This is a genomic window from Mycobacterium sp. HM-7 (genome assembly GCF_053852335.1).
The window spans coordinates 3144361-3168382 of sequence record NZ_CM132657.1 but is presented as its reverse complement, the minus strand read 5'-3'; the positions used below and the strand labels follow the sequence as shown (position 1 = coordinate 3168382).

Genomic DNA, 24022 nt, shown 5'->3' with positions numbered 1-24022 from the left:
CCGACGGTGGGCCTACGATTTGCCCGTGTTGCTCACCGAGGGTCAGGTTTTCGCCGGTTACACGATCCGGCGGAAACTGGGCGCCGGCGGGATGGGCAGCGTCTACCTCGCGTCGCACCCGCGGTTGCCGCGGCTGGACGCGGTCAAGGTGCTGTCGGCCGATCTGACATCGGACCCGGAGTACGGACCGCGTTTCCTGCGCGAAGCGGACCTGGTGTCCACCCTGTCGCACCCCAACATCCTGGGCGTCCACGACCGGGGCGAGTGCGACGGTCAGCTCTGGATCTCGATGGACTACGTGGCCGGGACCGATGCCGCGCAACTGCTGCGTGAGCACTATCCGGCCGGAATGCCGCCGGAGGTGGCGCTGCCGATCATCCACGCCGTGGCGTCGGCGCTCGACCACGCGCACCGACGGGGTCTGCTGCACCGAGATGTGAAGCCGGCCAACATCTTGCTGGACGCCGAGACGTCACGTATCTACCTCGCCGACTTCGGGATCGCCCGGCCGATGAACGACTCCTCGGGTCTGACCGCCACGAACATGGCGGTCGGGACCGTGGCCTACGCCGCGCCGGAGCAACTCCGTGGTGAGGGGATGGACGGCCGCACCGATCAATACGCCCTGGCGTGCACGGCATTCCAGCTTCTCACCGGAAATCCGCCGTACGCCGACAGCAATCCGGCGGTCGTCATCACCAAACACGTCACCGCACCGGCACCGTCGCTGGGAGACCAGCGCCCCGAACTGCGCGGCCTGGACCCCGTACTGGCCCGGGCGATGTCGAAGACGCCCGCGGCACGCTTCGCCACCTGCGGTGAGTTCGCGCAGGCCCTCCAGCAACAGGCACATCGTCCAGCGCCAGTGGCGCCCAACGATTTTCGAAACCAGCCGACCGTGGCCGCGCCGGTGCCCTCGCCGCCGCCGACGCGATCGTCGCGCTCGGGGATCCTCATCGCGGTCCTGGCGGTGGTCGCCCTGCTGGTCGTCGCCGGCGGGGTGTTCGCCGGAGTGCAGCTGCTGGGACGCGACGATCGTCCCACCGCGAGACCGGCCGCGCCGAGTCCGGCCGCCAATGCGGCGGGCAGCGGTTTCAGCGGCCGGTACCGCGCCGAATACGGACCGGCCACCGACCTGCAAGGCGCGGCGATTCCCGGCGGGCCGGCGATCACGGGACAGTGGGACGTGCGCTCGTCCTGCGGCGCCAACGGGTGCATCGCGAACGCGTCGTATACCGGCAAGAGCGCAGTGCCCGTGGTGTCGAACATGACGTTCGATCAGATTTCCGGTGACTGGGTCGCGGTCGGGACCGGGGCGGTGAAATGTACTGACGCGCCCGACGAGGCACCGACCGAAGTGTGGGTGGTCTTCACGTTGACGCCCAAGCCGGACGGCACCTTGGCCGGTGAAACCACCCGGAGCGCGGTCAACGGGTGCAGCAGTGTCAAACGAACGGTCACGTTCACCCGCACCGGCGACGGCGAGTTGAGCGGTGTGTCCGACCCCGCTTCACTGCCGCCGCGAACCACCTCACCGGCGTCGACACTGCACGGCCGCTATCACGAGAACATCGTGTACTCGGTCGGCGGCTTCGCGCCCGGTGCGGCGGATCTGCAGGTCCGTACGCAGTGCCTGCGTACCGGAGATCGGTGCATCAGCGCCTTCCACGCGATGGATGGTGTGGTCACGCTGATCTTCGCCGCGGGTAAATGGACGCGTACCGAGGAGGGGACCGTCCCGTGCGCACTCGGCGGGACCACGCACCTCAACATCACCGCCGAATACCCGCTGCCGGCGGACCTCCAGGATCCGATCCCGACACTGGAAGGCCGAGGCACCAATACCTCGACCGGCGGCGAGTGCAAGGGTGGCGATTTCACCGACAAGTTCGTCCGCACCGGAGAGTGACGGACTGCCAGTCGGATAGTGCGGATCGGAGGCGGATCGGTCCGCCCCGAATTAAGCTGACTGCCAGCGATTTCGCCCAGCTGATCCGGGCGCTGCGTGGTGACGACTTCTCGGGGAGCTGACCATGGCTGAGCCGCCGGTGATCGAGATCCGCGAATGGGGCCGGCCGGCCCGCCGGTTGACGCTGAGCAGGCCACTGCAGTTCGGCCGCGAGTGTGACGGCATCAACCTCGGCGACAGTGAGGTGTCCCGCCGCCATCTGCGCCTCGTTCCGACCCCGACGGCGCTGTCGGTCGTCGACCTCGGGAGCAGCAACGGCAGCACCGTCAACGGGGTGGCGCTGACCGGGCGGGGCACGCTGTCGACCGGCGACGTGATCCGGCTGGGCCGTACCGAGATCATCGTGCTGCACGCCCCGAAACCGTCGAGCGCGGAGCAACCGCCGATCGCGGCGGCCGCCGCCCACGACCCGACCCGGACCATGCAGGTGATCAAGCTCGCGGACGTCCCGGTCCCAGCGGCCGCAGCGGCGGAGGTCCGGCCGGCGGGGCTGCGGCTGGCCGAGCGCGCACTGGGCATCGATCCCACCGGCACCCGGGACCTGTTCCCGTCGTACATCGAACTGCCACACAGGATTTCGCGCCAGGTCTGGCTCGCGGTCCGCGTCGGCACCGTGCTGGCGTATCTCGCGGTGGTGGTGCTGCTGTTCGTGCGGCCCGCTGCCGGACTGTTCGTCTTCTTCCGGATCATCGTGGCGCTGTGGCCGGCGCTGTTCTTCATCGCACCGGGTGTGTGGCGCAACATCTGCCCATTGTCGGCGTCGAATCAACTGCCCCGGGTCGCCGGATTCAGCCGGGCTGCCACCGCGCCCGGCTGGTGGACACGCAACGGGTTCCTGATCGCCGCGGCCCTCTTCTTCGGTATCGCCGGGGCACGGCTGGTCGGTCTCGATCGCAACGGCCCCGCGATGGGCGTGGTGCTGGCCGTGATCATCGCGTCCGCGTTCGCCGGAGGTCTGGCGTTCAAAGGCAAGAGCGGTTGGTGCTCGAGCATCTGCCCACTGCTGCCACTGCAGCGCACGTACGGGCAGACGCCGTACGTCACCTCACCGAACAGTCACTGTGAATCCTGTGTCGGCTGTGCGAAAAACTGTTACGACTTCAAACCCCGAGCGGCCTGGCAGGCCGACATGGCGGATCCCGAACCGCGGTGGAGTGCGCCGCGCGTGCTGTTCGCCGCCGCCCTACCGGGATTCATCATCGGCTTCTTCACCGTGCACGCGCAGCAGGGTGGCACGGCGACCGAGAAATATGGTGTCCTGGCGCTTTTCGTGTTGGTGAGTGTCGGGCTCTGCTACGTGCTGCAAGCCGTCACACCACTGAGCCAGTCGATGGTCACGGCGATCTTCGCCGTAGTGGCGATCAACGCCTACTACTGGTTCTCCGGTCCCATCATCACCGACTCGCTGCGCCAGATCACCGGTGTCGACGCCCCCTGGCTGCGATGGCTCATCACATCGGTGATGGCACTGCTGACACTGTGGTGGCTGGCCCGCACCCGCGTCAGCGAACTGCAGTTCGCCTATGTGACGGGAGCACGTTCCGAGCCGGTACTGCTGAACTCGCCGAAGATGCCGGCCCGCGCTGCCGGTGCCGGCGGCGAAACCAGTGCTGTACGAGTCCGTTTCGAATCAGACGCCGAACCTGTCGGAGCCGACATCGGGATGAGTCTGCTCGATGTCGCGGAAAGCAGCGGGCAGTCGATCGAGGCCGGCTGCCGGATGGGGGTGTGCGGTGCCGACCCGGTGTCGATCGTCGAGGGGATGGGCTGCCTGTCGCCGGCGGAGGCCGACGAACTCAAGACGCTGAATCGCCTCGGTTTGGGCAAATCCAGCAGGATGGCATGCTGCGCGCGGATCCAGGGCGGTGACGTGACGGTGTCGCTGACTCCCGAGCGTGCGGACACCACGGCGAGCAGGCCGGTCAACTACGACCGCTCGATCGTCAGCGTCGTGGTGATCGGCAACGGCATCGCGGGAGTGACAGCTGCCGATTTCGTGCGCCGCGGCCACCCCGACTGCGAAATCCATGTGGTGGGGGCCGAACCGCACGGGCTGTACAACCGGATGGGCATCTCGCGACTGGTCTACGGCCGGTCGGCGATGCAAGGGCTGTACCTGCTGCCCGAACAGTGGTACGACGACCACGGTGTCACCGCCTGGCTGAACACGTGGGCGTCCTCCATCCACCTGCGGTCGCGGGTGGTGCGCCTGGGCACCGGCGAGACGCTGCCCTACGACCGGCTGATCCTGGCGATGGGGTCCAGTGCGGCGGTACCCGACATCCCCGGACTGAACCGACCCGGAAGCGTCGTGCTGCGGTCGGCTGCCGACGCGATGCGGATCCGCGCGTACGTGCAGGAACGTCGGGCCCGGCACGCGGTGGTGGCCGGTGGTGGCCTGCTGGGTCTCGAGGCGGCGTACTGCCTGCATCAGCTCGGACTGCACGTGACCGTGCTGGAACGCGGCACCCGCCTGCTGAGCAAGCAGATCGACGCGCGCTGCTCACAGCTCGTGGCCGAGCACTTCGCCCGCGCGGGCATCACCATTGCCCACAAGGCGGAAACAGCGGAGGTGCGCGGCGACCCCGCCGTGACCGGCGTGCGGTTCAAAGACGGCCGCATACTGTCGTGCGAGGTGTTCCTGGCTGCCACCGGCATCCGGCCGAACATCGAATTGGCCAGGGACGCGGGCCTTCCCGTCGGCAAGGGAGTGCTGGTCGACGACCGCATGCAGACGCGGGTGCCCGGTGTCTACGCCGCGGGTGACGTCGCCGAGCACGGCAGCCGGGTGCTCGGCCTGTGGCCGGTGGCGACCGAACAAGCCGAGGCGGCGGCGGTCAACGCGCTCGGCGGCGACCGGACCGTCCCGGTCGAGACCCCGCCGACCATTCTCAAAGGTGTTGACCTGGAACTGTTTTCGATCGGTCCGGTGGATCCCGGGCCGGGCGACGACGTGGTCGTCATCGACCGGCCTGCGGTGCCCTCGTACCGCAGGCTCGTGGTGTCGCGGGGCCGGGCGGTCGGGGCGACGGTACTGGGGCACCATCCTGCCGACCTCGCGGCCGCGCAAAAGGCAGTCCGGGAGCAGCGGCGGGTCGGGCCGACGGCACTGGGGACGCTGCGGGCAGGGAACTGGGAGATTCTGTCCGACGCCGACAGACTCGCCTACTGATCCTGGGGCGGCACCTGATAGGTGAGGATCTTCTGGCCGATGCGCAGGTAGCAGCCAGGTAGCAACTCGGCGGGTTGGTCGCCGATCTGGGTCCAGTTCTGGTCTCCGGGCGACGCGATGTAGGTCCCACCGGCGGTTTGCGCGTCGCGGACCAGGACCATGCCGCCGTTGACGGTGACATACGCGTGGACCCTGGACACCTGCGGGTCGTCGGGCAGGCTGATCGGCGAGGCGGCGCCACTGACGACCGCGGGGTCGATCATCGGATTGCGGCCGATGATGTACGCGCGGTCCAACGGATACACGGCGCCGTCGTCGGCGGTCAGTGATCCGGTGACGGGACGAGCACGGGTGGTCGCGGGCGCTTGGTGTGGTGCCTGCTGTGCGGCCGACCGCGCCGTTCTCGACTGCAGTACGAAGCCGCTGCCGGGGACCACACCGGCGATGAGATCGGTGTCCGCGCAGGGTACGAATGTCGTTGTGGCGCCGCAGATCGTGATCCGGTCGAACCAGGGAGCGACCGGCTCGTCGGCCAGCGGCCGGCCCCCGCTGCCGACACGCCGCTGACCGCCGCCCGCCTCGATATCGGCGATCACCTCGCCGCGCACGATGAGGTGTAGACAGTCACCGGTCGGTACCAGCGCGCCGAAGGGCGACACCGTGTCGGATTCCGGGCCGTACGCCAGTGCGGCGAGCGCCTGAGGCAACGCCGGCGGCGCGACGGTGGTGGTGAGCACCCGCAAGAGGGGACGCGCTCGGGCACCGTCGGCGATGTATGTCAGCACGTCACCGAATCGGGCGACCAGACCTTCTCCGCGGCCGATGGCCACGTAGTGCCGCTTCTGTTCCACCTTGTCGCCGCCTCGGTAGGTTGCCGCAGATGCTGATGATAAGTCAGCGTCCGACCCCGTGCCATGCGGTGAATGGGTAGAGTCGGCTTACCGAACGGGGTGAGCGAATATGCGTCGTCGAGGGACCGGCCTGCCACCTGGGCCGCGGCTGCCTGCGGTGGCTCAGGCCGCACTCCTGCTGCGGGACTGGCCGGGTTTCGTCGGCCGATGCGAGCGGCGATACGGCACCATGTTCACCCTGCGGATCGCCTCATTGGGGACTTTCGTCTATCTGACCGAACCTGATCACATCAAGCGGGTCTTCGCCGGCGATCCGCGCACTTTCCATGCGGGCGAAGCGAATTCGATGCTCAAGGGGTTGGTGGGGGAGCAGTCGGTACTGGTGGTCGACGACGAGGTGCACGCGGACCGGCGGCGCTTGATGCTCAAACCCTTCACCCGCGGTGCCGTCGACCGACAGGCCGGCACCATGGCTGCCATCGCTGCGGAGTCCATCGGGAACTGGCCACTGCGAACAGAATTCGCGGTGGCACCGCACATGTCGGCGCTCACGCTCGAAGTGATCCTGCAGACCGTGATCGGCGCGACCGATCCCGACCGGCTGGCCGCATTGCGCACGGCGATGCCGAAGCTACTGGACCTGAATTGGGTTGCGGCACTGTCGATTGCCCGTCCGGAGCTTTATCGGGTCTGGCCCTGGACCGTCGTGAAAAAACGGCTCGCGGAAGCGGACCAGCTGATCTACGCCGAGATTGCCGAGCGGCGGGCCGACCCGGGGCTGGCCCGGCGCACCGACGTTCTGGCGATGCTGATTCGGGCCGCCGACGAGGATGGCCGGCACATCACCGATCGCGAACTGCGCGACCAATTGATGACGCTGCTGGCGGCGGGCCACGACACCACCGCGACCGCCCTGTCCTGGGCGCTGGAGCGCCTCACCCGGCACCCGGACGTGCTGGAAAAGGCAGTGGCAGCCGCTCATGCGAGTGCTGCCGGAGTTGACGCCGGCGACGAGTACCTGGACGCCGTCGTGCGGGAGGTGCTGCGCATCCGGCCCGTGGTCTACGACGTCGGCCGGGTCCTGACCGAGCCCGTGGAGATCGGCGGATACCGGCTGCCCAAGGGGGTCATGGTCGTGCCGGGCGTCGGCCTGGTGCATGCCAGCGCCGCGCAGTACGCCGACCCGGAGCGCTTCGATCCGGACCGGATGCTCGGCACCGTTCCCGGCCCGACCACGTGGCTGCCGTTCGGCGGCGGGAACCGGCGCTGCCTGGGTGCGACGTTCGCGCTGGTCGAGATGCGCGTGGTGCTGCGCGAAGTGCTGCGCCGAGCCGAGCTGGAGACGACCACCGCGGATGGTGAAGGCCAGCGGCTCAAGCACGTCACCCTGATCCCCGATGAGGGCGCCCGCATCACCGTTCGCGCGTGCGGCGCGGCGCGGCCCGATGTGGTCAGGCGATGAGGGCGCGGATCGCGTCACCCGACAGATCGAGTTTCGGCAGAAATCTCGGTGGCGAGTCCGTCAGATCGGCGACGGGCAGTTCGGTGAAAGTCGAGGTCAGGATCGCCATGACGGCGGCGGTGCCCGTGTGGGAGTGCAATTGGGCGACAAGGTCGAATCCATTCTCGTCGCCGAGGTTCACATCCACCAGCGCAATGTCCGGCCGAAGGCGTTCGACGGTGTGCATCCCATCGGAGACCGACCGCGCCGTTCCGACGACCTCGATACCGCCCTGCTGCAGAAGTGCGGTCGCGGCGGCCAGGTAGTCGGTGTTGTCGTCGACGATGACGCAGCGCAGAGATCGGCGGTTCGTCATGTACTGAATTGTCGCGCGCAGGACCCCGTCGAGGCATTCCTGCTAGCTGCCATTTGTGCCGACGGCGACGGCTTCTGCCAGTGGCATCTCGGCGACCAGCGTGGTGCCGCCGCCCGCGGAGCCGGTGAGGCGCAGCTTGCCGCCGAGCGCGGCGACCCGGTCCTCGAGACCGCGCAGTCCACTGCCGGCGTCGAGGTTCGCGCCGCCGATCCCGTCGTCGGCGACCGAGATGCGCAGTGACGTTTCGTCGGTGTCGACGGTCACGGTGACCACCGAGGCCTGCGCGTGCTTGGCAGCGTTGGTGAGGGCTTCGGCGACGGTGTAATACGCGGCGATCTCGACGGCCTCGGGCAGTCGCGCCGGGACCTCGACGTGGACCTCGACCGGCAGGGGTGCGCGTCGGCCGAGGTCACGCAGCGCCGGGCGAAGTCCGCCGCGCGACAGGATCGCGGGATGTACGCCGTGTGCCAGCTCGCGCAGTTCGTCGCTGGCGGTGCGCAGGCCGTCGCCGATGCCGGCGATGCGGGACCGCAGTTCGGCGGGATCCTCCGGGATCGCCATCTGGAGCGTGCGAACCTGCAGGGCCAACGTGACAAGGCGCTGCTGGGCGCCGTCGTGCAGATCGCGTTCGATGCCGCGGCGGGCGTTGTCGGCGGCGGTGACGATGCGGGCGCGGGAGGCGACGAGCTCGGCGCGCGCGGCGTTGGCCTCCTGCCAGCTCCGGTGCGCGTCGCGGGCCCGGTTACGCAGTTGCCAGCCAAGGATATTCGCGATCCCGGCGATGGGCAGGAACACCGAGAGGGTGAGGACATCGATCGGCTTGAGGGGCAGGAGCGGGCCGCCGTCCAGATGCACCTGCAGATAGGCGACGGCGCTGGCGACCGTGGTCAGTAGCGACAGGCCCAGGCCCCAGCCCGCGCTTATGACCAGCACGCCGAACATGAAGACGATGGCGTAGGTGCTGTGCGGCGGCGGGTCGCGCAGCAACCGGACCACCGCGACCTCGGCGGCGATCAGGCCCGCGGCAACCAGCAGCCCGACGTACCACGGCGGGGTGGAGACGGCCGGATTCCATCGTGCCGGATTCATCCGCCGCCTCCCGCCAGGTCGCCTGATCTCGTCACGACCCTAACCGCGGTCAGGGCGCCGCCGACGGCGAGTTGGCCGAAGCGTCAGAACGACTGATCGACGTGGCCTGCCGGTGCGTTCGAGCCGTGGTTGCCGTTCTGGTACTGGCTGTAGGTGTCGGTGCCGGATGGGACGGTCGGGTTGGTGTCCGCGGCGGCGACGGGTGCCACCACGAGGGCTCCGCCGACCGCCGCGATGGACAACCACACGGTGACGCGCTTCAGGGTGTTCTTCATGATCGGTGCTCGCTTTCGGGTCGGACGGGTGGGTACAGGTGGGCTGGGGATCAGGTCAGTGGTTACGGAACAGCAGGAAGCCGTAGTCGCCGCCGAACGGCTGCTGCAGTTGACCGGCTTCCTGGGCGGCCGGGCCCGGGGTGGCCACGATCTGCGCGTTCCCGTTGCTCTGGGTGACGGTGGATCCGGTGGGCAGGGTCGCGGCCGCGGCGGTCGGGGCGGCGATGATGGCCAGGGCCGCGGCGGCCGTCGCAGCCAGCGGGATGATCCGGGTGCGGGTGATATGCATTGTCCTCTACCAGCTTTCGACGTTGTGATGACTTCGGTTGGCCGCGTGCGGCTGTTCTTCAGAGTGCTCGGGAACGTCGTCGGTGTCGTCGCTGCCAGCGCCCAAGTTCGGGGTAGGGCTAGCTGCAACACGAGCCCCCTGCCAGCTGGTCAGGGGCTCATTTACAGGACGGTGCGCGATGCCCGCTGACCGCCAGGCAAGATGAACCCGATGAGCGGCACGTCCGGCGTCTGACGGCACGGCGGCCATGGGTCGAGACGAACAGGACATACGTGGACGCAGTAGGCGCACGGGAGGCGACGCGTGTCGTCGTCGCCGACGATGACGTGCTGCTTCGGGAAGGGGTGGCGAGCCTGCTCACCGGGGCGGGTTTCACCGTCGTCGGGCAGGCCGGTGACAGTGGCGAGCTGCTCACTTTGGTCAGGGAGACGGTTCCCGACCTGGTGGTGACGGACATCCGGATGCCCCCGACGCACACGACCGAGGGCCTGGACGCCGCCAAGGTGATCCGCGGCGAGCTACCGAACGTGGCGATCCTGGTGTTGTCGGCGCACGTCGACGTCGAACATGCGATGGAGCTGCTCAGCGGCGGCCAGCGCATCGGATACCTGCTCAAGAGCCGCGTCATCGATGTGACCGACTTCTTGGAAACGCTTCACCGCATCACCGGCGGCGCCTCGGTGGTGGACCCCGCCCTGGTGCAGGAACTGTTCGCGGCACAACGCCGGGAAGACCCGTTGGCCGTGCTGACCGAACGTGAGCACGAAGTACTGGCCCTGATGGCGGAAGGCCGGTCGAACGCCGGCATCGCGCACCAGCTGTGGGTGACCGAAGGCACCGTCGAGAAACACGTGCGCAGCATTCTCAGCAAGCTGAACCTGCCCGACACGGGTGAGGATCACCGCCGGGTGCTGGCGGTCATCACCTTCCTGGATTCGCGCTGAACCGCAGACCGCTCAGCGCCCAGATGACCAGGTAGGCCAATCCGAAGAACGCGGCGACGGCGAGTCCGACCCCGGTGGACTGCACGTATGACAGCGGTGAGCGCACCCACTCGAACGTGGCCGCCACGACGGCGTGCGGTCGGGTGACCAGGTCCCAGGAGTTCCACCGCTGAAACCGGCCGATCACCACACCGATCGCGCACAGTCCCACGGACATGACCACCGTCAGCCAACCCCAGATGGGGCCGAACTCGCGATCGATGCGCTTGTGCACCAGCAGCAGCGACACGGTGCCCAGCAGGATTCCGGTCCACGCGGCGAACCCGTATTGCAGGACGTGGCGCCACAGCTCGTCCTGCTCGCCCAGATGCACGAGGTCGGTGACGAGATACGGCGCGTTCGGCAGGAACGCCAGCCAGCCGAGCCCCAGCGGAAGCAGCCACCCGCGCCGCGCCACCGCGGCAAAGGCGGCGGCGAACAGCATCGGAATCCAGGCCAAGAACATGTTCCAGACCAGGAACCAGGTCGGATAGGACAGCGGCGCCGCCGGATCGGTGATTCCGAGTGCCAGGGTCAGGGCAGTGGTGGCGAGCAGGGCGGCGACCAGCAGGTGCCCGCGGAAATCGATCACCTGACAAGTGTGCCTGCGATTCGGCCCGAGTTTGCGGCCCGAGGTTTATCTCGGCCGGGTGCTGGGTACGGGTAAGGACGAGGGCAGCGGGTGTGCCCTCGGCTGACCGGGCGGAGCCATGGAGGGGAGCAGTCCTTGACGGACGCGAGCGATAACTCAATACGTTGGATTCGGCACGTGGCGGCGACCGGCGCGGTAGCGACGACGGTGATGGTCCCCGGTGCAGATTCCGCTTGCCATTCCACTCGCCAATAGGGCAGTGGCACAGACATTTTGACGAGGTTAGTCGGCTACCGCACAGGGCGGTAGCCGGCTAACCGGACCTGGCCTCACGAAATCGATTGGAAATCAACGAGAAAACCCAGATGACACTGCCGGAGCGGGGTACGCGGACCGGCCATTTTCCTGGCCGTCAATCGGATCGCTGCCACCCTGGCGAGCAAACATAGTGCAGCAGAGCATATTTGAATGATCGTTACGTCTGCGGTGAACATCGGGTACGGTGGAACCGGAGACGTCCACCAAGGGAGCTGACTTCCAACCATGTGCGGCATTGCCGGCGAAATCGCCTGGGGCCGTGGTGCTGATTTGGCGGCAGTTGCTGCCATGACCGACCGGATGGCACCGCGGGGCCCGGACAGTAGCGGATTGTGGGTACGGGACGGGGTGGCGCTCGGCCACCGGCGTCTGGCCATCATCGATCTGTCCAGTCACGGGCATCAACCCATGCACGATCCGGAGCTCGGCCTCACCGTTGTCTTCAACGGGTGCATCTACAACTATCCCCAACTGCGCCAGGAACTTTCGAGCAAGGGGTATCACTTCTTCTCGCACAGCGACACCGAGGTCGTGCTGAAGGGATATCAGGAGTGGGGTGAGCGGGTCGTCGAGCATCTCTACGGCATGTTCGCGTTCGCCGTCGCGGAGATGGAGTCGGGCCGGGTGTTGCTGGCCCGCGACCGGCTGGGGGTCAAGCCCCTGTATTGGTGTGAGTCCGCCGGGGGAGCCCTGCGCTTCGCATCCTCGCTGCCGGCTCTGGTTGCCGCGGGCGGAGTCGACACCGAACTCGATCCTGTTGCGCTGCAGCACTATCTGAGCTTTCATTCGGTCGTGCCCGCCCCGCGCACCATTCTGCGTGGTGTGCAGAAGCTGCCGCCGGGCACGGTCATGCGTATCGAGCGCGATGGCAAACGCACGGAAACGACGTACCGGGAACCGGTTTTCGAGCGGTCGGTCGAGCGCGCCGACTGGACCGAGAACGACTGGCGGGACGCGGTGCTGGCGGCACTGCGCACCGCGGTCGAGCGCCGCCTGGTCGCCGACGTGCCGGTGGGTTGCCTGCTGTCCGGTGGGCTGGACTCCAGCTTGATCGTCGGTCTGCTCGCCGAAGCCGGCCAGCACGGCCTGGCCACGTTCTCCATCGGATTCGAGGCGGCAGGTGGTGAGGAAGGCGACGAATTCAAGTATTCGGACGTCATCGCCCGCCAATTCGAAACCGACCACCACCAGATCCGGGTCGACTCGTCACGCATGTTGCCCGCGCTCTCCGGCGCCATCGACGCCATGAGCGAGCCGATGATGAGTCACGACTGCGTGGCGTTCTACCTGCTGTCGCAGGAAGTCAGCCAACACGTGAAGGTCGTACAGTCCGGGCAGGGCGCCGACGAGATCTTCGCCGGCTACCACTGGTACCCGCCGATGGCGGGCGCGGTGGACAACGATCCCGCCGACGCGCTGGGTCGTTACCGCGCCGCATTCTTCGACCGCAGTCACGATGCCGTCAACCGGCTCCTGCAACCGCAGTGGCGACTCGACCACGATTCCGCGGGTGCGTTCGCGCTCCAGCACTTCACCCATCCCGGAGCGGCCACCGCGACCGACCGGGCACTGCGGCTCGACACCACCGTCATGCTCGTCGACGACCCGGTCAAGCGCGTCGACAACATGACCATGGCCTGGGGTCTGGAGGGTCGCGTGCCCTTCCTCGACCACGAGTTGGTCGAGCTCGCCGCGACGTGCCCGCCGGAGTTGAAGACCGCGCAGGGTGGCAAAGGTGTGCTGAAAGACGCTGCGCGCAAGGTCATTCCGGCCGAGGTCATCGATCGGCCCAAAGGCTACTTTCCCGTCCCCGCGCTCAAGCATCTCGCCGGGCCCTATCTGGACCTGGTCCGCGATGCGTTGCACAGCCGCGCCGCGCGCGACCGCGGCCTGTTCGCACCGGAGGTGGTCACGCAGATGCTCCACGATCCAAACGGCAGTCTCACCCCGCTACGCGGAAACCCGTTGTGGCAGATCGGGTTGCTGGAACTCTGGCTGGCCCAGCACGTCGACGGGGCGCGGCGATCATGACCATGGACACCGGCGGCACAGCCGAGGGTGTCGTACAGGACATGGGTTGGGGACGGCTGGTTTTCGGTCAGACCTTCCACGACCCCGACGAGTTCGGCACGGCGCTCCGCGAGGAGGGCAGCGGGCGCCGTGACATCGGGATGTACCTCGATGCGCCGCACGTCTTCGTCGCGCTGCATCCCCACGAATTCTTCATCGACCCCAGCTTCACCTACCGGCTCGACCTGACCGTGCCCGCACAGTACCGACCGCCCGATGTCCCGGGACTGTCTGTGCGGCCGGTCAATTCGTTCGAGGACTGCGTCGCGATCAATCACATCTACCTGCGCAATCACATGGTGCCCGCCGACGGCGATCTGATGTGGTCCAACAGCCAGAACGCACCCCAGGTGGTGTATCTGGTGGCGGTCGACGACGAGACCGGTGAGATCGTCGGCACCGTCACCGGCATTGATCACAGCCAGCTGTTCGGAGACCGCGAGAACGGCTCCAGCCTGTGGTGCCTGGCGGTCGAGCCGACCGCGGCCCGACCCGGCGCCGGCGGCCTACTGGTGCGCTCGTTGATCGAGGAGTTCATCCGCCGTGGGCGGTCCCAGATGGACCTGTCGGTGCTACACGACAACGACGGCGCCATCGCGTTGTACGAGCGCATCGGATTCACCCGCGTCCCGGCAGTTCTCGGCATCAAGCGCAAGAACGCGATCAACGAACCGTTGTTCGCGCCGATCAAACCGGAAGAGCAACTGGCGCATCTGAATCCGTACGCACGCATCATCGCCGACGAAGCGATCATGCGCGGCATAGCGGTGGACGTACTCGACGCTCCGGGCGGTTACCTGCGGCTCACCCACGGCGGCACCAGCGTGGTGACCCGCGAATCCCTGTCCGAACTGACCAATGCCGTCGCGATGAGCCGGTGCGATGACAAGCGGGTGGCCCGGTCGGTGGTCGCCGACGCGGGTATCCGGATTCCGGAAGGCTGCACCGCGACGTTCACCGACGAAGACGTCCGTTTCCTGGAGAAGGTGGGCACAGCCGTCGTCAAACCCGCGCGTGGCGAACAGGGCAGGGGCATCACCGTCGGCGTCACCACTGCTGACGAGCTGTACCAGGCGATCGGCCTCGCGCGGCAGCATTGCCCCGACGTATTGATCGAAGAGCGTTGCGAAGGTGAGGACCTGCGTGTCGTCGTCATCGGAGGCAAGGTGGTCGCCGCGGCCGTCCGCCGGCCACCGGAAGTGATCGGTACCGGCAACCACACCGTTCGCCAGCTGATCGAGGCGCAGAGCCGGCGTCGAGCCGTTGCCACGCACGGGGAGTCGGAGATCCCCCTGGACAGCATCACCGACGACACCGTGCACAAAGAAGGTTGGGAGCTGCAGGACGTCCTGCCCGCCAACGAACACCTGATCGTTCGGCACACGGCGAATCTGCATACGGGCGGCACCATCCACGACGTCACCGACGAACTTCATCCCACGCTGGCGAGGGTGGCGGTGGAGGCAGCGGACGCCATCGACATCCCGGTGACCGGCATCGATCTGATCGTGCCCACGGTGCACGGTGAGGACTACGTGTTCATCGAAGCGAACGAGCGTCCGGGGCTGGCCAATCATGAGCCGCGCCCCACCGCGCAGGCGTTCATCGACCTCCTGTTTCCGCGGACGGCGGCCACCCCGTGGGCCTGGCACCCCGACCCGATCGAGCATCACTGAATGGCTCGACGAGATCGAATGTGCTTGTTGAACACGGAATTGCTGCACTGGAGGCATGATGACTGAGCCCGACGATGCCCAGAACGTACATATGTCGCCGGAGGACCGCGGCTGGATGGTCGACACGCTCCTGGCGCTGTTGCAGACGCCGAGCCCGTCGGGGCGCACCGACGCCGTGATGCAACTGATCGGCCAGATCCTGACCAAATTGGGTGTGCCGTTCACCCTGACCCGCCGCGGCGCACTCATCGCCGAGCTGCCGGGGCGGTCGCAGACCACCGACCGCGCCATCGTGGTGCACTCCGACACCATCGGTTGCATGGTGCGCGAACTCAAGGACAACGGCCGGCTGGCGCTGGTGCCCGTCGGCACGTTCTCGGCACGCTTCGCCACCGGCGCGCGAGTCCGGATCCTGCCCGACGACGCGGATCGGTTCTTCACCGGAACGGTGATGCCGCTCAAGGCGAGTGGGCACGCGTTCGGCGACGAGATCGACACGCAGCCGACCAGTTGGGACGACGTCGAAGTACGGGTGGACCGCAATGTGTCGACGCGCGCGGACCTCGAGCAGTTGGGCTTGAACGTCGGCGACTTCGTCGCATTGGTGGCCAGCCCAGAGCTGACGGAAGACGGCTTCGTCGTCTCTCGGCACCTCGACGGCAAGGCCGGCGTGGCCGTTGCCCTGACGCTGGCCAAGGTGGTCGCCGAGCGCAATATCGTGCTGCCACACCGGACCACGCTCATGGTGACCATCACCGAGGAGGTCGGCCACGGCGCCAGTCACGGCCTGCCGCCCGACGTCGCGGAACTGGTCTCGGTCGACAACGCGGTATGCGCGCCCGGCCAGCATTCCCTCGAGCACGGCGTCACCATCCCGATGGCCGATATGCACGGGCCGTTCGATTATTACCTGACCCGCAAGCTGTGCCGGCTGGCCCAGGAAAAGGGCATCACATACGCCCGCGACATCTTCCGGTACTACCGGTCGGACGTTGCGGCGGCCATCGAAGCCGGCGCGGCCACCCGCGCGGCCCTGGTCGGATTCGGCCTCGACGGTAGCCACGGTTGGGAACGCACGCACCTCGATTCCCTCGAAGCGACGTACCTGCTGCTCTACAGCTGGCTGCGAACGCCACTGACCTTCGAGATGTGGGATGCGCAGCCGTTCGGCGATCTGGAAGATTTTCCCGCCGAGCAGGCCGCCGCCAGCGAGCAGTGGGTGCCGCTGTCGCGCGGGGACTTCGCCGACCCGGGTGCGGTGTCACAGGGGCATCATTGGCCACCGGACGAGGGCGTCGGCGACGGGCCCCAGGAGTAACGCGGCGTTTACCTCGCCGCGCGCTGGGTAGCAGTACCTGGATACGCCCGGCAGACAATCTTGGAGGGGATCCCATGACACTTGTGTCGACGACCGCCAACGATGACGTCATCGACTACGTGAAAGCCCAGCACCTGACGACGCGCAAGTTGTTCGCCAAGACGCTGGACGCGGCGGACGTCACCCAGCGTCAGCAGTACTTCGCCGAACTGCGTGCGGCATTGACGGCGCAGGAAGTCACCGAGGAGCTGCTGGTGCATTCCAGAGTGCGGCGCGCGCCCGTGGTGGAGTCGTTGCGCGACGAGGCCGACGACACCAAGGAGCAGCTCGACCACGTGGAGCAGCTGGACCTGGCGTCAGCGGAATTCGAGAACGCGCTGACCGACTTGCAGCAGGCGACCGAGGACCACACGCAGCGCGTCGAAGCTGAAGAATTTCCGCTGTTGACGGACCGCTGATCAGCGCGGCGCGGCCTGCTCGACGCGGGGTTGCCCAGCGGGACGGCCGAGCTTGCTCATGACGAATTGTGCTGCCTGGTCGGCCATTCCGTTGTCGGCGTACGCCATGTGGGCGGCGTTGTCGCCGCCTCCCGCCGCGCAGATCGGGTCATCGGCGATGCAGAGGTCCAGAGTCTTGGACGCATAGCGCGACCCGACGGTGATCGGCGGCGCACCCGTGTACACCATCTGCAGGAAGCCGGACGACGGCTTGCCGAAGAGAACGACCGCCGAGACATGGTCCGCGACGAATGCCGGCATCGGGCCGGTGATGCCCATCGGCAGGGTGACGCCCGCGGGGACGGCGTCTTCGGTGATGTAGGCCGCTACCGCGGCGCCCTGGGAATACCCGCCGAGCACGATCTTGGTGGTGGGACAGACCGAGGCGGTGCTCTGGACCCGGTTCGTCGCATCGACGACGCCGTCCGCCGCGGTGGCGAAGTCGAGCGAGGCCGGGTAGTTCACCGGGGCCACGTCGACGGTCCGGCCCGCAGCCCGTGCGGTGAGCGCGTCGACGAAGGCCTGACCGACCGTCCCCACTCCCGGCGGTTCCATGGTGCCGCGCGCGAATACCACTTGAACATCCGGACAGGGTTGCGTGGGTGCGCCGCCGGCCGGCACAGCCAGTATCAGCGCGGTCAACGGCACAGCCGCGGCAGTGCAGTACGTGATTGTCTTCATGGCGGAACCACCGATCCTCGGCTCACCGGTCGGGTCGCTGCATTGCGGTCGACGAATACGGCGTGGTTACCCCGCACGCCGACGGTCAAACCAACCTGGCGTCACTCGCGCGGGAACGAGTTGATCGTCCGCTCTCCGAACTGCCAACGGTCGGTATTCGCCGACGGCTTGGCAAGGTGGTCGCCGGCTTGCGCGCAATGATCGCAGCAGTACTGGCGACCATCGATTCGCAACGCGTGGCCCAAGATTCGGCATCCGCAGTGGCGGCACATCGGAGCCACCATGGTGGCCATGCATTCGATGCAGTCGAAGCTCGCGCTGCGTCCGTTCCAGTTGACGGTGAACGACTGGTCGCAATCTGTTCCGCAGGTAATGCACACTGCCATCGAAAAAGGCCGTTCCTGTCAGGGTTTTCAGCTGTTCGCTATGCCGCTGGGGGGCATACCCTGGGCCGTTGCCGGCCAAACCTGTTCTGCCAGATATGTTTTTTGTCGTCTGACCAGCCGTTATGGTGCGCCGGCGGGGCGCTGCGGTGGTGCCCCGTTCGGTTCGGCGGTAAGGTCGGTTACAGCGCCCATATGGCGCAGTTGCTTAGACCGAAGCGACGGAAGCTGAGAGCTACCTGTCGGGTATGCGGCCGCGGTCCAGATTTGGGCGCGGCTGTATAAGTTGCCGTAGGTGGCGATCGGTGACGGCAGATTGCCGGTCCACCTGACTGGTGGAAACAACGCGCATGCCGCGGCGCCGAGGCGATGCTCGGGGAGCCGGATCTCCCAATGCGTGTTGTGGGCCTGGGGAAGGCACGTTCATGTCAACTTCGTTGCTGGAGAAGCGTTTACCCGGAGGGGTCCGTTACGCCGACGAGTATGCGGACGTTCCGGACATGGTGGCCAAGCTACGCACACTTTCGGCAGAATCCGACGAATTCGTTCGGCAGCGCGACCACATCGTGCTGCGGTGCTGCCCGCTGGCGGACCGGCTGGCTCGCCATTTCGACGGCAGGGGCGAGAACCTCGACGACCTCGTCCAGGTGGCCCGGGTCGGCCTGATCCAAGCGGTCAACCGCTTCGATCCCGACAACGGGGCCGGCTTTGTCGCCTTCGCTATCCCTACCATCATGGGTGAGTTGCGCCGCCATTTCCGTGACTATGGCTGGAAAGTCCACGTGCCAAGGAGCATTCGCGACATCCGTCAGCAAATCAAGGGCGTGACAACGGAATTGACGCAACGCCTCGGCCGCACGCCGAATACCCGAGAACTCGCCGAGGCGTTGTCCGTTACGCCGGAACAGATCCTCGACGGACTGTTGGCGGCCAACGCTTATCAACCGCAATCGCTCGACACGCCCGTCGTCGACAACGATGACAACCCGCAGTCACTCGCCGAACTCCTCGGTGATGTCGACGACGGTTTCGAGCGGATAACCGACCGCGAATCGGTCAAACCGGTGCTGCAGTCGCTGCCGGTGCGCGAACAACGGATCCTCTACCTCCGGTTCTTCGCGTCGAAGACGCAGCGGCAGATCGCGGACACGATCGGGGTCTCGCAGATGCACGTCTCCCGCATCCTGGAGCGGACCCTGCGGGAGATTCGCGAGCAGGTCGCGCAGCCCTGACGGGTACGGTCAGGCAGGTCCGGGCCAGCCGCTCAACTGCTGGATGCGCTGGTGCGCCAAGGAATTTCGGGTTTTCCCTGACGCACCAGCGCAGTCGACAGGTTGCTCGTCGCGCGGCCGGGGTTGGCGACGTCTAGCCGTGGCCGCCGCCGCAGCCGACTCCGGGAATGCAGCCGCTGCCGCCGGGAATCCCGCCAGGACCGGCGTTCGCGCCACCGGAACCACAGGCCGTGCCCCATTGAGTGGGCACGCAGCCGGCACCTCCCGGGCCGCCTCCGGGTCCACCGTTCACACCACCGGAACCACACTGGCCGTTGACGCAACCGCCGCCGCCCGGCCCGGGGCCGGGATCATCGGCGGGCTGCAGCGGGTAGCTGGTCAGCACCGGATGGGCGCCCACGGTGCTCGGCACGATATCGGCTGACACGAATGAGGCGGCCACGCCAGCCGATGCAAACGCTCCGGCCGCCAGGAGGGGAATCAACTTGTCACTGAACATGTCTAGTTCATTGCCGCCCTGCGGCGTGGTCAAACATCGGGCTGATGGATTCGCGGAATCGGAGCCAGGGTGGCGCGGCCCCAGTGGTACTACGTTGTGTCGTAGCTCACTGTTCGTAATACTTGCATCGATGATGCTGATTTAAATAGCGTGGTGGGCAGGTGAAGGACGGGCATCGGAAATCTCGGTCCAGGTCGCGCTAACGCATTCACGACGAAGTGAAAGGTTCTGCCATGCTGTCTACGTCCTCGTTGTCACGGGCCCAGGCCGAGGTTGTCAAGGCCACCCTGCCGGTTGTCGGAGGTGCGATCGGCGACATCACACCGGTTTTCTACCGCCGGCTGTTCGCGGCGCATCCCGAGTTGGAGCGGGATTTGTTCAACCGCGGCAACCAGGCAAACGGGTCGCAGCAGAAGGCCTTGGCCGGTTCGGTCGCGATGTACGCCACGCTGCTGGTCGATCCTGAGGCTCCCGGGATGGAGGTCATCGAGCGGATTGCACACAAGCACGCGTCGCTGGGCGTGGCGCCGGAGCAGTATCCGGTGGTCTATGAGCACCTGTTCGCGGCGATCGTCGAGGTGCTCGGTGCCGATGTCGTGACTGCGGAGGTGGCGGATGCGTGGACCGCGGTCTATTGGTCGATGGCCGACACGCTGATCGGCCGCGAACGAGAACTGTACGAGGCGGCGGGAACCGGTCCGGAACACGTCTGGATGCCGGTCAAGGTGGTGGAGCGGGTGCAGCAGTCGCCGCTGACCGTGGCCTTCGGGCTGGCCGCCGCCGACGGCGGCAAACTTCCGGATTTCGCTCCGGGACAATATATTTCGGTGGCGGTTCAGCTGCCGGACGGTGCCCGGCAGATTCGGCAGTACAGCTTGTCGCATGCCGGTGCGGATGATCGATGGCGCATCTCGGTGCGCCGTGAGGGTGCGGTGTCGTCGTACCTGCACGAGTATGTGTTCGAAGGCGACGAGTTGCAGGTCTCCCACCCGTTCGGCGACATCACCCTCGACAGTCCCGCGGAGACCCCGCTACTGCTGATCTCGGCGGGCATCGGGATCACCCCGGTGCTGGGCATGCTCTATTTCATCGCGGCCGAGCAGCCGGCCCGCCCGGTGACCGTGGTGCACTGCGACCGCACCCGCGCAAGTCACGCGCACCGCGCCGAACTGGCCGATCTGGTCTCGCGGATCCCGGGTGCGAAGCTGCACACGTGGTACGACGGACTGCCGGACGGCTATCCGCTGGTGGAGCCGGACCGACGTGGCCGAATCGATCTGAGCGCCATCGATTTTCCGTCGGACGCCAACGTCTACATCTGCGGCCCGACGCCGTTCATGGAAGCGGCCGTCGGGCAGCTCGGGGCGGCCGGCGTACCGCGAGACCGCATCTGGTTCGAAGCGTTCAGCCCACTGGCCGTCTAGCCTCGCCTGCGATGAGTACTCCGACAGCGGTCCAGGTTGCCGTCACCTTCGTCTGGTTGGGGATGGTGCTCGCCATCTCCTTCCTGGAGGCTCCGCTCAAGTTCCGTGCGCCGAACGTCACCCTGCCGATCGGCCTCGGTATCGGCCGCCTGGTGTTCCGGGCGCTCAACGCCGTCGAGCTGGTGTTCGCCGCGGTACTTGTGCCGGCGGCCTTCCTGAATCAGCCGTCGGCGGCCGTCACGACTGCGTTCGTCGTGGTCGTCGGCGCCTTGGCGGTGCAGCTGGTGGCCGTGCGTCCCGGGCTGAACCGCCGGTCCGATGAAGTGCTGGCCGGACGCGTCGGACCCCGCTCTCGCGGTCACTACGTGTACGTGGCATTGGAGTTGATCAAGGTCGTCGGACTCCTGGTCGCCGGCGTCTGTTTGCTCTAGCCGGAGTGTCGGTGGGGCTACGTAGCCTGGGGTGATGGAGCAGCGACTGCACTTCTTCACCCTGGCGACGGTTGACCTCGATGCCACCCGGCGGTTTTACGACGCGCTGGGCTGGACGCCGACGCTCGATGTGCCGGGGGAGATCATCTTCTACCAGACGGCACCGGGCCAGCTGCTGGGCTTCTTCCTCGCCGAGAAGTTCAACGCCGATCTTGCACAGGCGGCCGATCACTCGCAGGTCAGCGGAATCACGTTGGCGCACAACGTGGACAGTCAGGCCGAGGTCATCGCGTTGGCGACCGCCATGACCGGCGCAGGCGGTACCACTCTCAAACCCCCGCAGCCCGGGCAGTTCGGCGGGGTGTTCCACGCGCACGTCCAGGATCCGAACGGCGTCATCTGGGAGATCGCACATAATCCGGGCTGGCGCATCAACGCCGACGGCACCGTCAGCCTGGGTTAGTCGCCCGCGACGAACGGGTGACTCCTACCGCCCTACATCTTGATGGCAGGGAGGAGCCGGATCAGGTTCCAGGTCCGGTTACGGCGGGCACACAGACTCGAAATGCCCAGTGAGCCGATCCAGATGCATGCCAACACAATGATGGCCTGCCACAGCCGGCCGTCGATACCGCCGAGGATCAGCTGCCGAAGTCCGTTGACGCCGAACGTCATCGGGTCGAACGTGTGGAGGACCTGGAATGGTCTGGACGTCGTCTCGACCGGGTACATACCGCCCGCGCTAACCATCTGCAGCATCAGCAGCGCCATGATCAGCACGCGCCCGACCGCCGGACCGACCAAGGCGTTGATGGCCTGCGTCGCGGCGACGAAGGCCAGCGAGATCAGCATCATGAAGCCCAGCATCGCCACCGGATGCGACACCTGCATGCCGAGGCCGAACCGCACCACGCAGTACAGGATGACCGACTGGAACAATGCGATGACCGCCGCCGGAAGATAGCTGGCGAACACCACGCGGATGGCCAGTACCTCGGCCGCGATCGGACGGTTCTGCAAGGGCCGCAACACCATCCACAGCACGAGCGCGCCGAAGAACAGTGCCAACGTCAGGAAGAACGGGGCCATGCCGGTGGCGAAGTTCGGGGCGCCGTTCTCATGCGAGGAATCCAGGTTCACCGGCCCGCCGATGGTGTCGGCGATGGCCTGCTTCTGCTGCTCGCTCCACGTCGGCACCTGCTTGGCGCCGTCGCCGAGCTTGGTGGCCAACTCGTGGGAGCCGTCCTTGAGCTGCACGGTGCCGGACTTCAACTGGTGGGCTCCGTCATCGAGTTGCACGATGCCGCTGGACAATTGCGCGCTGCCGGTGGCCAATTGCTGGGCGCCGTTGCGCAACTGGTTCAGCTTGTCGGTCAATTGCTGGCCGCTGCTCCCCACCTGGTCGAGAGCGGTCCGTAGCGGGCTGCCGGGGGAGCGCAGCGTCTCGGTCATCGAGATCGCGGCATTGCGCCCATCGGTGATCTGCTGACGGATCTGTGGCGTGAACTGATGGCCGTTCAGCTGATCCTGCACACCGTGCAGGGTGTTCACCGCGCCGACCGATACCGGGTCCTGGTTCACCGAAAGTTGTTGGATCACCGAACCGATCGCCGCGGCTGCCGTGTCCTGCGCGGTGGCCAGCGCGCCGGCCTGATCGGCGGCCTGCTCCAGCGCGGTCGCGCTCTGCTGCAACTGCTCGGTGCTCCCGCCCACCTGTGACAGGGCCTTGGTCACCTTCAACAATGGGTCGGTGGCCTGAGTGATGCCGCTGGACAGCTGCTTGTTGCCGGCCGCGAGTTTGGCGGCGCCGTTGCGCGCGTCGTCCAGGCCGCCGGCGAGCTTGCCCGCGCCGGTATCGACCTGAGCCGCGCCGTCGGCCAGTTTCTGTGCCCCGTCGGCGGCCTGCTTGATCCCGGCGCCGGACGAAACCACCACGGACAGAATCTGATTGACCGCCTGCCCGGAGATCCGCGTGGACACCGCGTTGAGCACCTGGCTGGTGGCGGTGCGGCCGATGGTCGAGGAGATGTAGTTGTTGGCGTCGTTGTACACCGCGATCAGCTGGGCTTTTTGCGGATCGCCGCTGACGGGTGAGGCGATGGCCTCGCTGAAGTTCTCCGGCAGCTCCAGCATGAAGTAGAACTTGCCGTGCTCGACGCCGTCGCGGGCCTCTTTGTCGCTCACCACATGCCAGTCGAGGCTGTGGTCGGCGGTCAGGCTCTTGGCGATCTCGTCGCCCGCGTTGACGTGCACGCCCTCGACGACAGCTCCGCGGTCGGCATTCACCAGCGCCACCGGCATCTTGTTGACCTGGCCGAACGGATCCCAGAACGCCCAGAGATAGAGCGCGCCGTACACCAGCGGCAGCAGCATCAGCACCACGATCGCCGCGCGCGTCATGCGGCTGCGGCCGAATCGCTTGATCTCCGAGCCGAATGCGAGTCCAGCAAGCATGG

21 protein-coding genes are annotated in these 24022 nt (G+C 67.0%); 12 read left to right on the top strand and 9 right to left on the bottom strand.

Annotated elements, in window-relative coordinates; translation table 11 throughout:
* Window positions 1-25: 25 nt before the first annotated feature.
* Window positions 26-1909 carry a serine/threonine-protein kinase gene (locus ACWW1C_RS15305; RefSeq protein ID WP_455979177.1) on the top strand — a complete coding sequence of 628 codons (1884 nt, stop codon included), beginning with the start codon at window positions 26-28 and terminating at the stop codon, window positions 1907-1909.
* Window positions 1910-2033: 124 nt separating this feature from the next.
* A complete protein-coding gene (locus ACWW1C_RS15300) occupies window positions 2034-5141 on the top strand; it encodes an FAD-dependent oxidoreductase (protein WP_455979176.1) in 3108 nt (1035 codons plus the stop codon).
* On the opposite strand, the gene ACWW1C_RS15295 is transcribed toward ACWW1C_RS15300, so the two are convergent.
* Window positions 5135-5992 carry an FHA domain-containing protein gene (locus tag ACWW1C_RS15295; protein ID WP_455979175.1) on the bottom strand — a complete coding sequence of 286 codons (858 nt, stop codon included), beginning with the start codon at window positions 5990-5992 and terminating at the stop codon, window positions 5135-5137. The two genes, ACWW1C_RS15300 and ACWW1C_RS15295, sit on opposite strands and share 7 nt — an antisense overlap.
* 109 nt (window positions 5993-6101) lie before the next feature.
* On the opposite strand from ACWW1C_RS15295, the gene ACWW1C_RS15290 reads away from it, so the two are divergent.
* Window positions 6102-7454, top strand: a complete 1353-nt coding sequence (locus ACWW1C_RS15290; protein WP_455979174.1) for a cytochrome P450 — start codon at window positions 6102-6104, stop codon at window positions 7452-7454.
* On the opposite strand, the gene ACWW1C_RS15285 is transcribed toward ACWW1C_RS15290, so the two are convergent.
* From ACWW1C_RS15285 to ACWW1C_RS15270, 4 genes are all read right to left on the bottom strand, one after another.
* Window positions 7444-7809 carry a LytR/AlgR family response regulator transcription factor gene (locus tag ACWW1C_RS15285; RefSeq protein ID WP_455979173.1) on the bottom strand — a complete coding sequence of 122 codons (366 nt, stop codon included), beginning with the start codon at window positions 7807-7809 and terminating at the stop codon, window positions 7444-7446. The genes ACWW1C_RS15290 and ACWW1C_RS15285 overlap by 11 nt on opposite strands.
* A 42-nt stretch (window positions 7810-7851) precedes the next feature.
* A complete protein-coding gene (locus ACWW1C_RS15280) occupies window positions 7852-8898 on the bottom strand; it encodes an ATP-binding protein (protein ID WP_455979172.1) in 1047 nt (348 codons plus the stop codon).
* An 83-nt stretch (window positions 8899-8981) separates the two neighbouring features.
* Window positions 8982-9173, bottom strand: a complete 192-nt coding sequence (locus ACWW1C_RS15275; RefSeq protein ID WP_455979170.1) for a hypothetical protein — start codon at window positions 9171-9173, stop codon at window positions 8982-8984.
* Window positions 9174-9228: 55 nt separating this feature from the next.
* Window positions 9229-9462, bottom strand: coding sequence for a hypothetical protein (locus tag ACWW1C_RS15270; RefSeq protein WP_455979169.1), 234 nt, complete (start codon window positions 9460-9462; stop codon window positions 9229-9231).
* 272 nt (window positions 9463-9734) lie between these two features.
* Here ACWW1C_RS15270 and ACWW1C_RS15265 point away from each other — a divergent pair, with 272 nt between their 5' ends.
* Window positions 9735-10406 (top strand): response regulator, encoded by a 672-nt coding sequence (locus ACWW1C_RS15265; protein ID WP_455979168.1) that lies wholly within the window; start codon window positions 9735-9737, stop codon window positions 10404-10406.
* Here ACWW1C_RS15265 and ACWW1C_RS15260 read toward each other — a convergent pair.
* Window positions 10384-11037: a DUF1361 domain-containing protein gene (locus ACWW1C_RS15260; RefSeq protein WP_455979167.1), complete on the bottom strand. Its 654-nt coding sequence runs from the start codon at window positions 11035-11037 to the stop codon at window positions 10384-10386. The genes ACWW1C_RS15265 and ACWW1C_RS15260 overlap by 23 nt on opposite strands.
* 543 nt (window positions 11038-11580) lie before the next feature.
* On the opposite strand from ACWW1C_RS15260, the gene ACWW1C_RS15255 reads away from it, so the two are divergent.
* The 4 genes from ACWW1C_RS15255 (at window position 11581) to ACWW1C_RS15240 (ending at window position 16877) form a co-directional block, all read left to right on the top strand.
* On the top strand, window positions 11581-13386 hold the full coding sequence (locus tag ACWW1C_RS15255) for an N-acetylglutaminylglutamine amidotransferase (RefSeq protein WP_455979166.1): 1806 nt from the start codon (window positions 11581-11583) through the stop codon (window positions 13384-13386).
* The gene (gene ngg, locus ACWW1C_RS15250) at window positions 13383-15101 is read left to right on the top strand and encodes an N-acetylglutaminylglutamine synthetase (RefSeq protein WP_455979165.1); all 1719 of its coding nucleotides are present in this window, start codon (window positions 13383-13385) and stop codon (window positions 15099-15101) included. The genes ACWW1C_RS15255 and ngg overlap by 4 nt, the downstream gene beginning before the upstream one ends.
* Before the next feature lie 55 nt (window positions 15102-15156).
* Complete coding sequence (locus ACWW1C_RS15245; protein ID WP_455979164.1) at window positions 15157-16419, top strand: osmoprotectant NAGGN system M42 family peptidase; 1263 nt, start codon at window positions 15157-15159, stop codon at window positions 16417-16419.
* A gap of 74 nt (window positions 16420-16493) precedes the next feature.
* A complete protein-coding gene (locus ACWW1C_RS15240; protein WP_455979163.1) occupies window positions 16494-16877 on the top strand; it encodes a hemerythrin domain-containing protein in 384 nt (127 codons plus the stop codon).
* Here the strand turns inward: ACWW1C_RS15240 and ACWW1C_RS15235 are convergent, their stop codons facing one another.
* On the bottom strand, window positions 16878-17597 hold the full coding sequence (locus ACWW1C_RS15235) for a cutinase family protein (protein WP_455979162.1): 720 nt from the start codon (window positions 17595-17597) through the stop codon (window positions 16878-16880).
* A gap of 808 nt (window positions 17598-18405) precedes the next feature.
* Between ACWW1C_RS15235 and ACWW1C_RS15230 the strand changes: the two genes are divergently transcribed.
* Complete coding sequence (locus ACWW1C_RS15230) at window positions 18406-19212, top strand: SigB/SigF/SigG family RNA polymerase sigma factor (protein WP_455979161.1); 807 nt, start codon at window positions 18406-18408, stop codon at window positions 19210-19212.
* Window positions 19213-19345: 133 nt separating this feature from the next.
* Here the strand turns inward: ACWW1C_RS15230 and ACWW1C_RS15225 are convergent, their stop codons facing one another.
* Complete coding sequence (locus tag ACWW1C_RS15225; protein WP_455979160.1) at window positions 19346-19711, bottom strand: PE-PGRS family protein; 366 nt, start codon at window positions 19709-19711, stop codon at window positions 19346-19348.
* A gap of 233 nt (window positions 19712-19944) precedes the next feature.
* Between ACWW1C_RS15225 and ACWW1C_RS15220 the strand changes: the two genes are divergently transcribed.
* From ACWW1C_RS15220 to ACWW1C_RS15210, 3 genes are read left to right on the top strand one after another with little or no spacing between them, the layout of a single operon-like run.
* Complete coding sequence (locus tag ACWW1C_RS15220) at window positions 19945-21135, top strand: globin domain-containing protein (protein ID WP_455979159.1); 1191 nt, start codon at window positions 19945-19947, stop codon at window positions 21133-21135.
* A gap of 11 nt (window positions 21136-21146) precedes the next feature.
* On the top strand, window positions 21147-21566 hold the full coding sequence (locus ACWW1C_RS15215) for a hypothetical protein (protein WP_455979158.1): 420 nt from the start codon (window positions 21147-21149) through the stop codon (window positions 21564-21566).
* Between the two features lie 34 nt (window positions 21567-21600).
* A complete protein-coding gene (locus ACWW1C_RS15210) occupies window positions 21601-22029 on the top strand; it encodes a VOC family protein (RefSeq protein WP_455979157.1) in 429 nt (142 codons plus the stop codon).
* A gap of 32 nt (window positions 22030-22061) precedes the next feature.
* On the opposite strand, the gene ACWW1C_RS15205 is transcribed toward ACWW1C_RS15210, so the two are convergent.
* Complete coding sequence (locus tag ACWW1C_RS15205) at window positions 22062-24020, bottom strand: YhgE/Pip family protein (protein ID WP_455979156.1); 1959 nt, start codon at window positions 24018-24020, stop codon at window positions 22062-22064.
* Window positions 24021-24022: the final 2 nt, after the last annotated feature.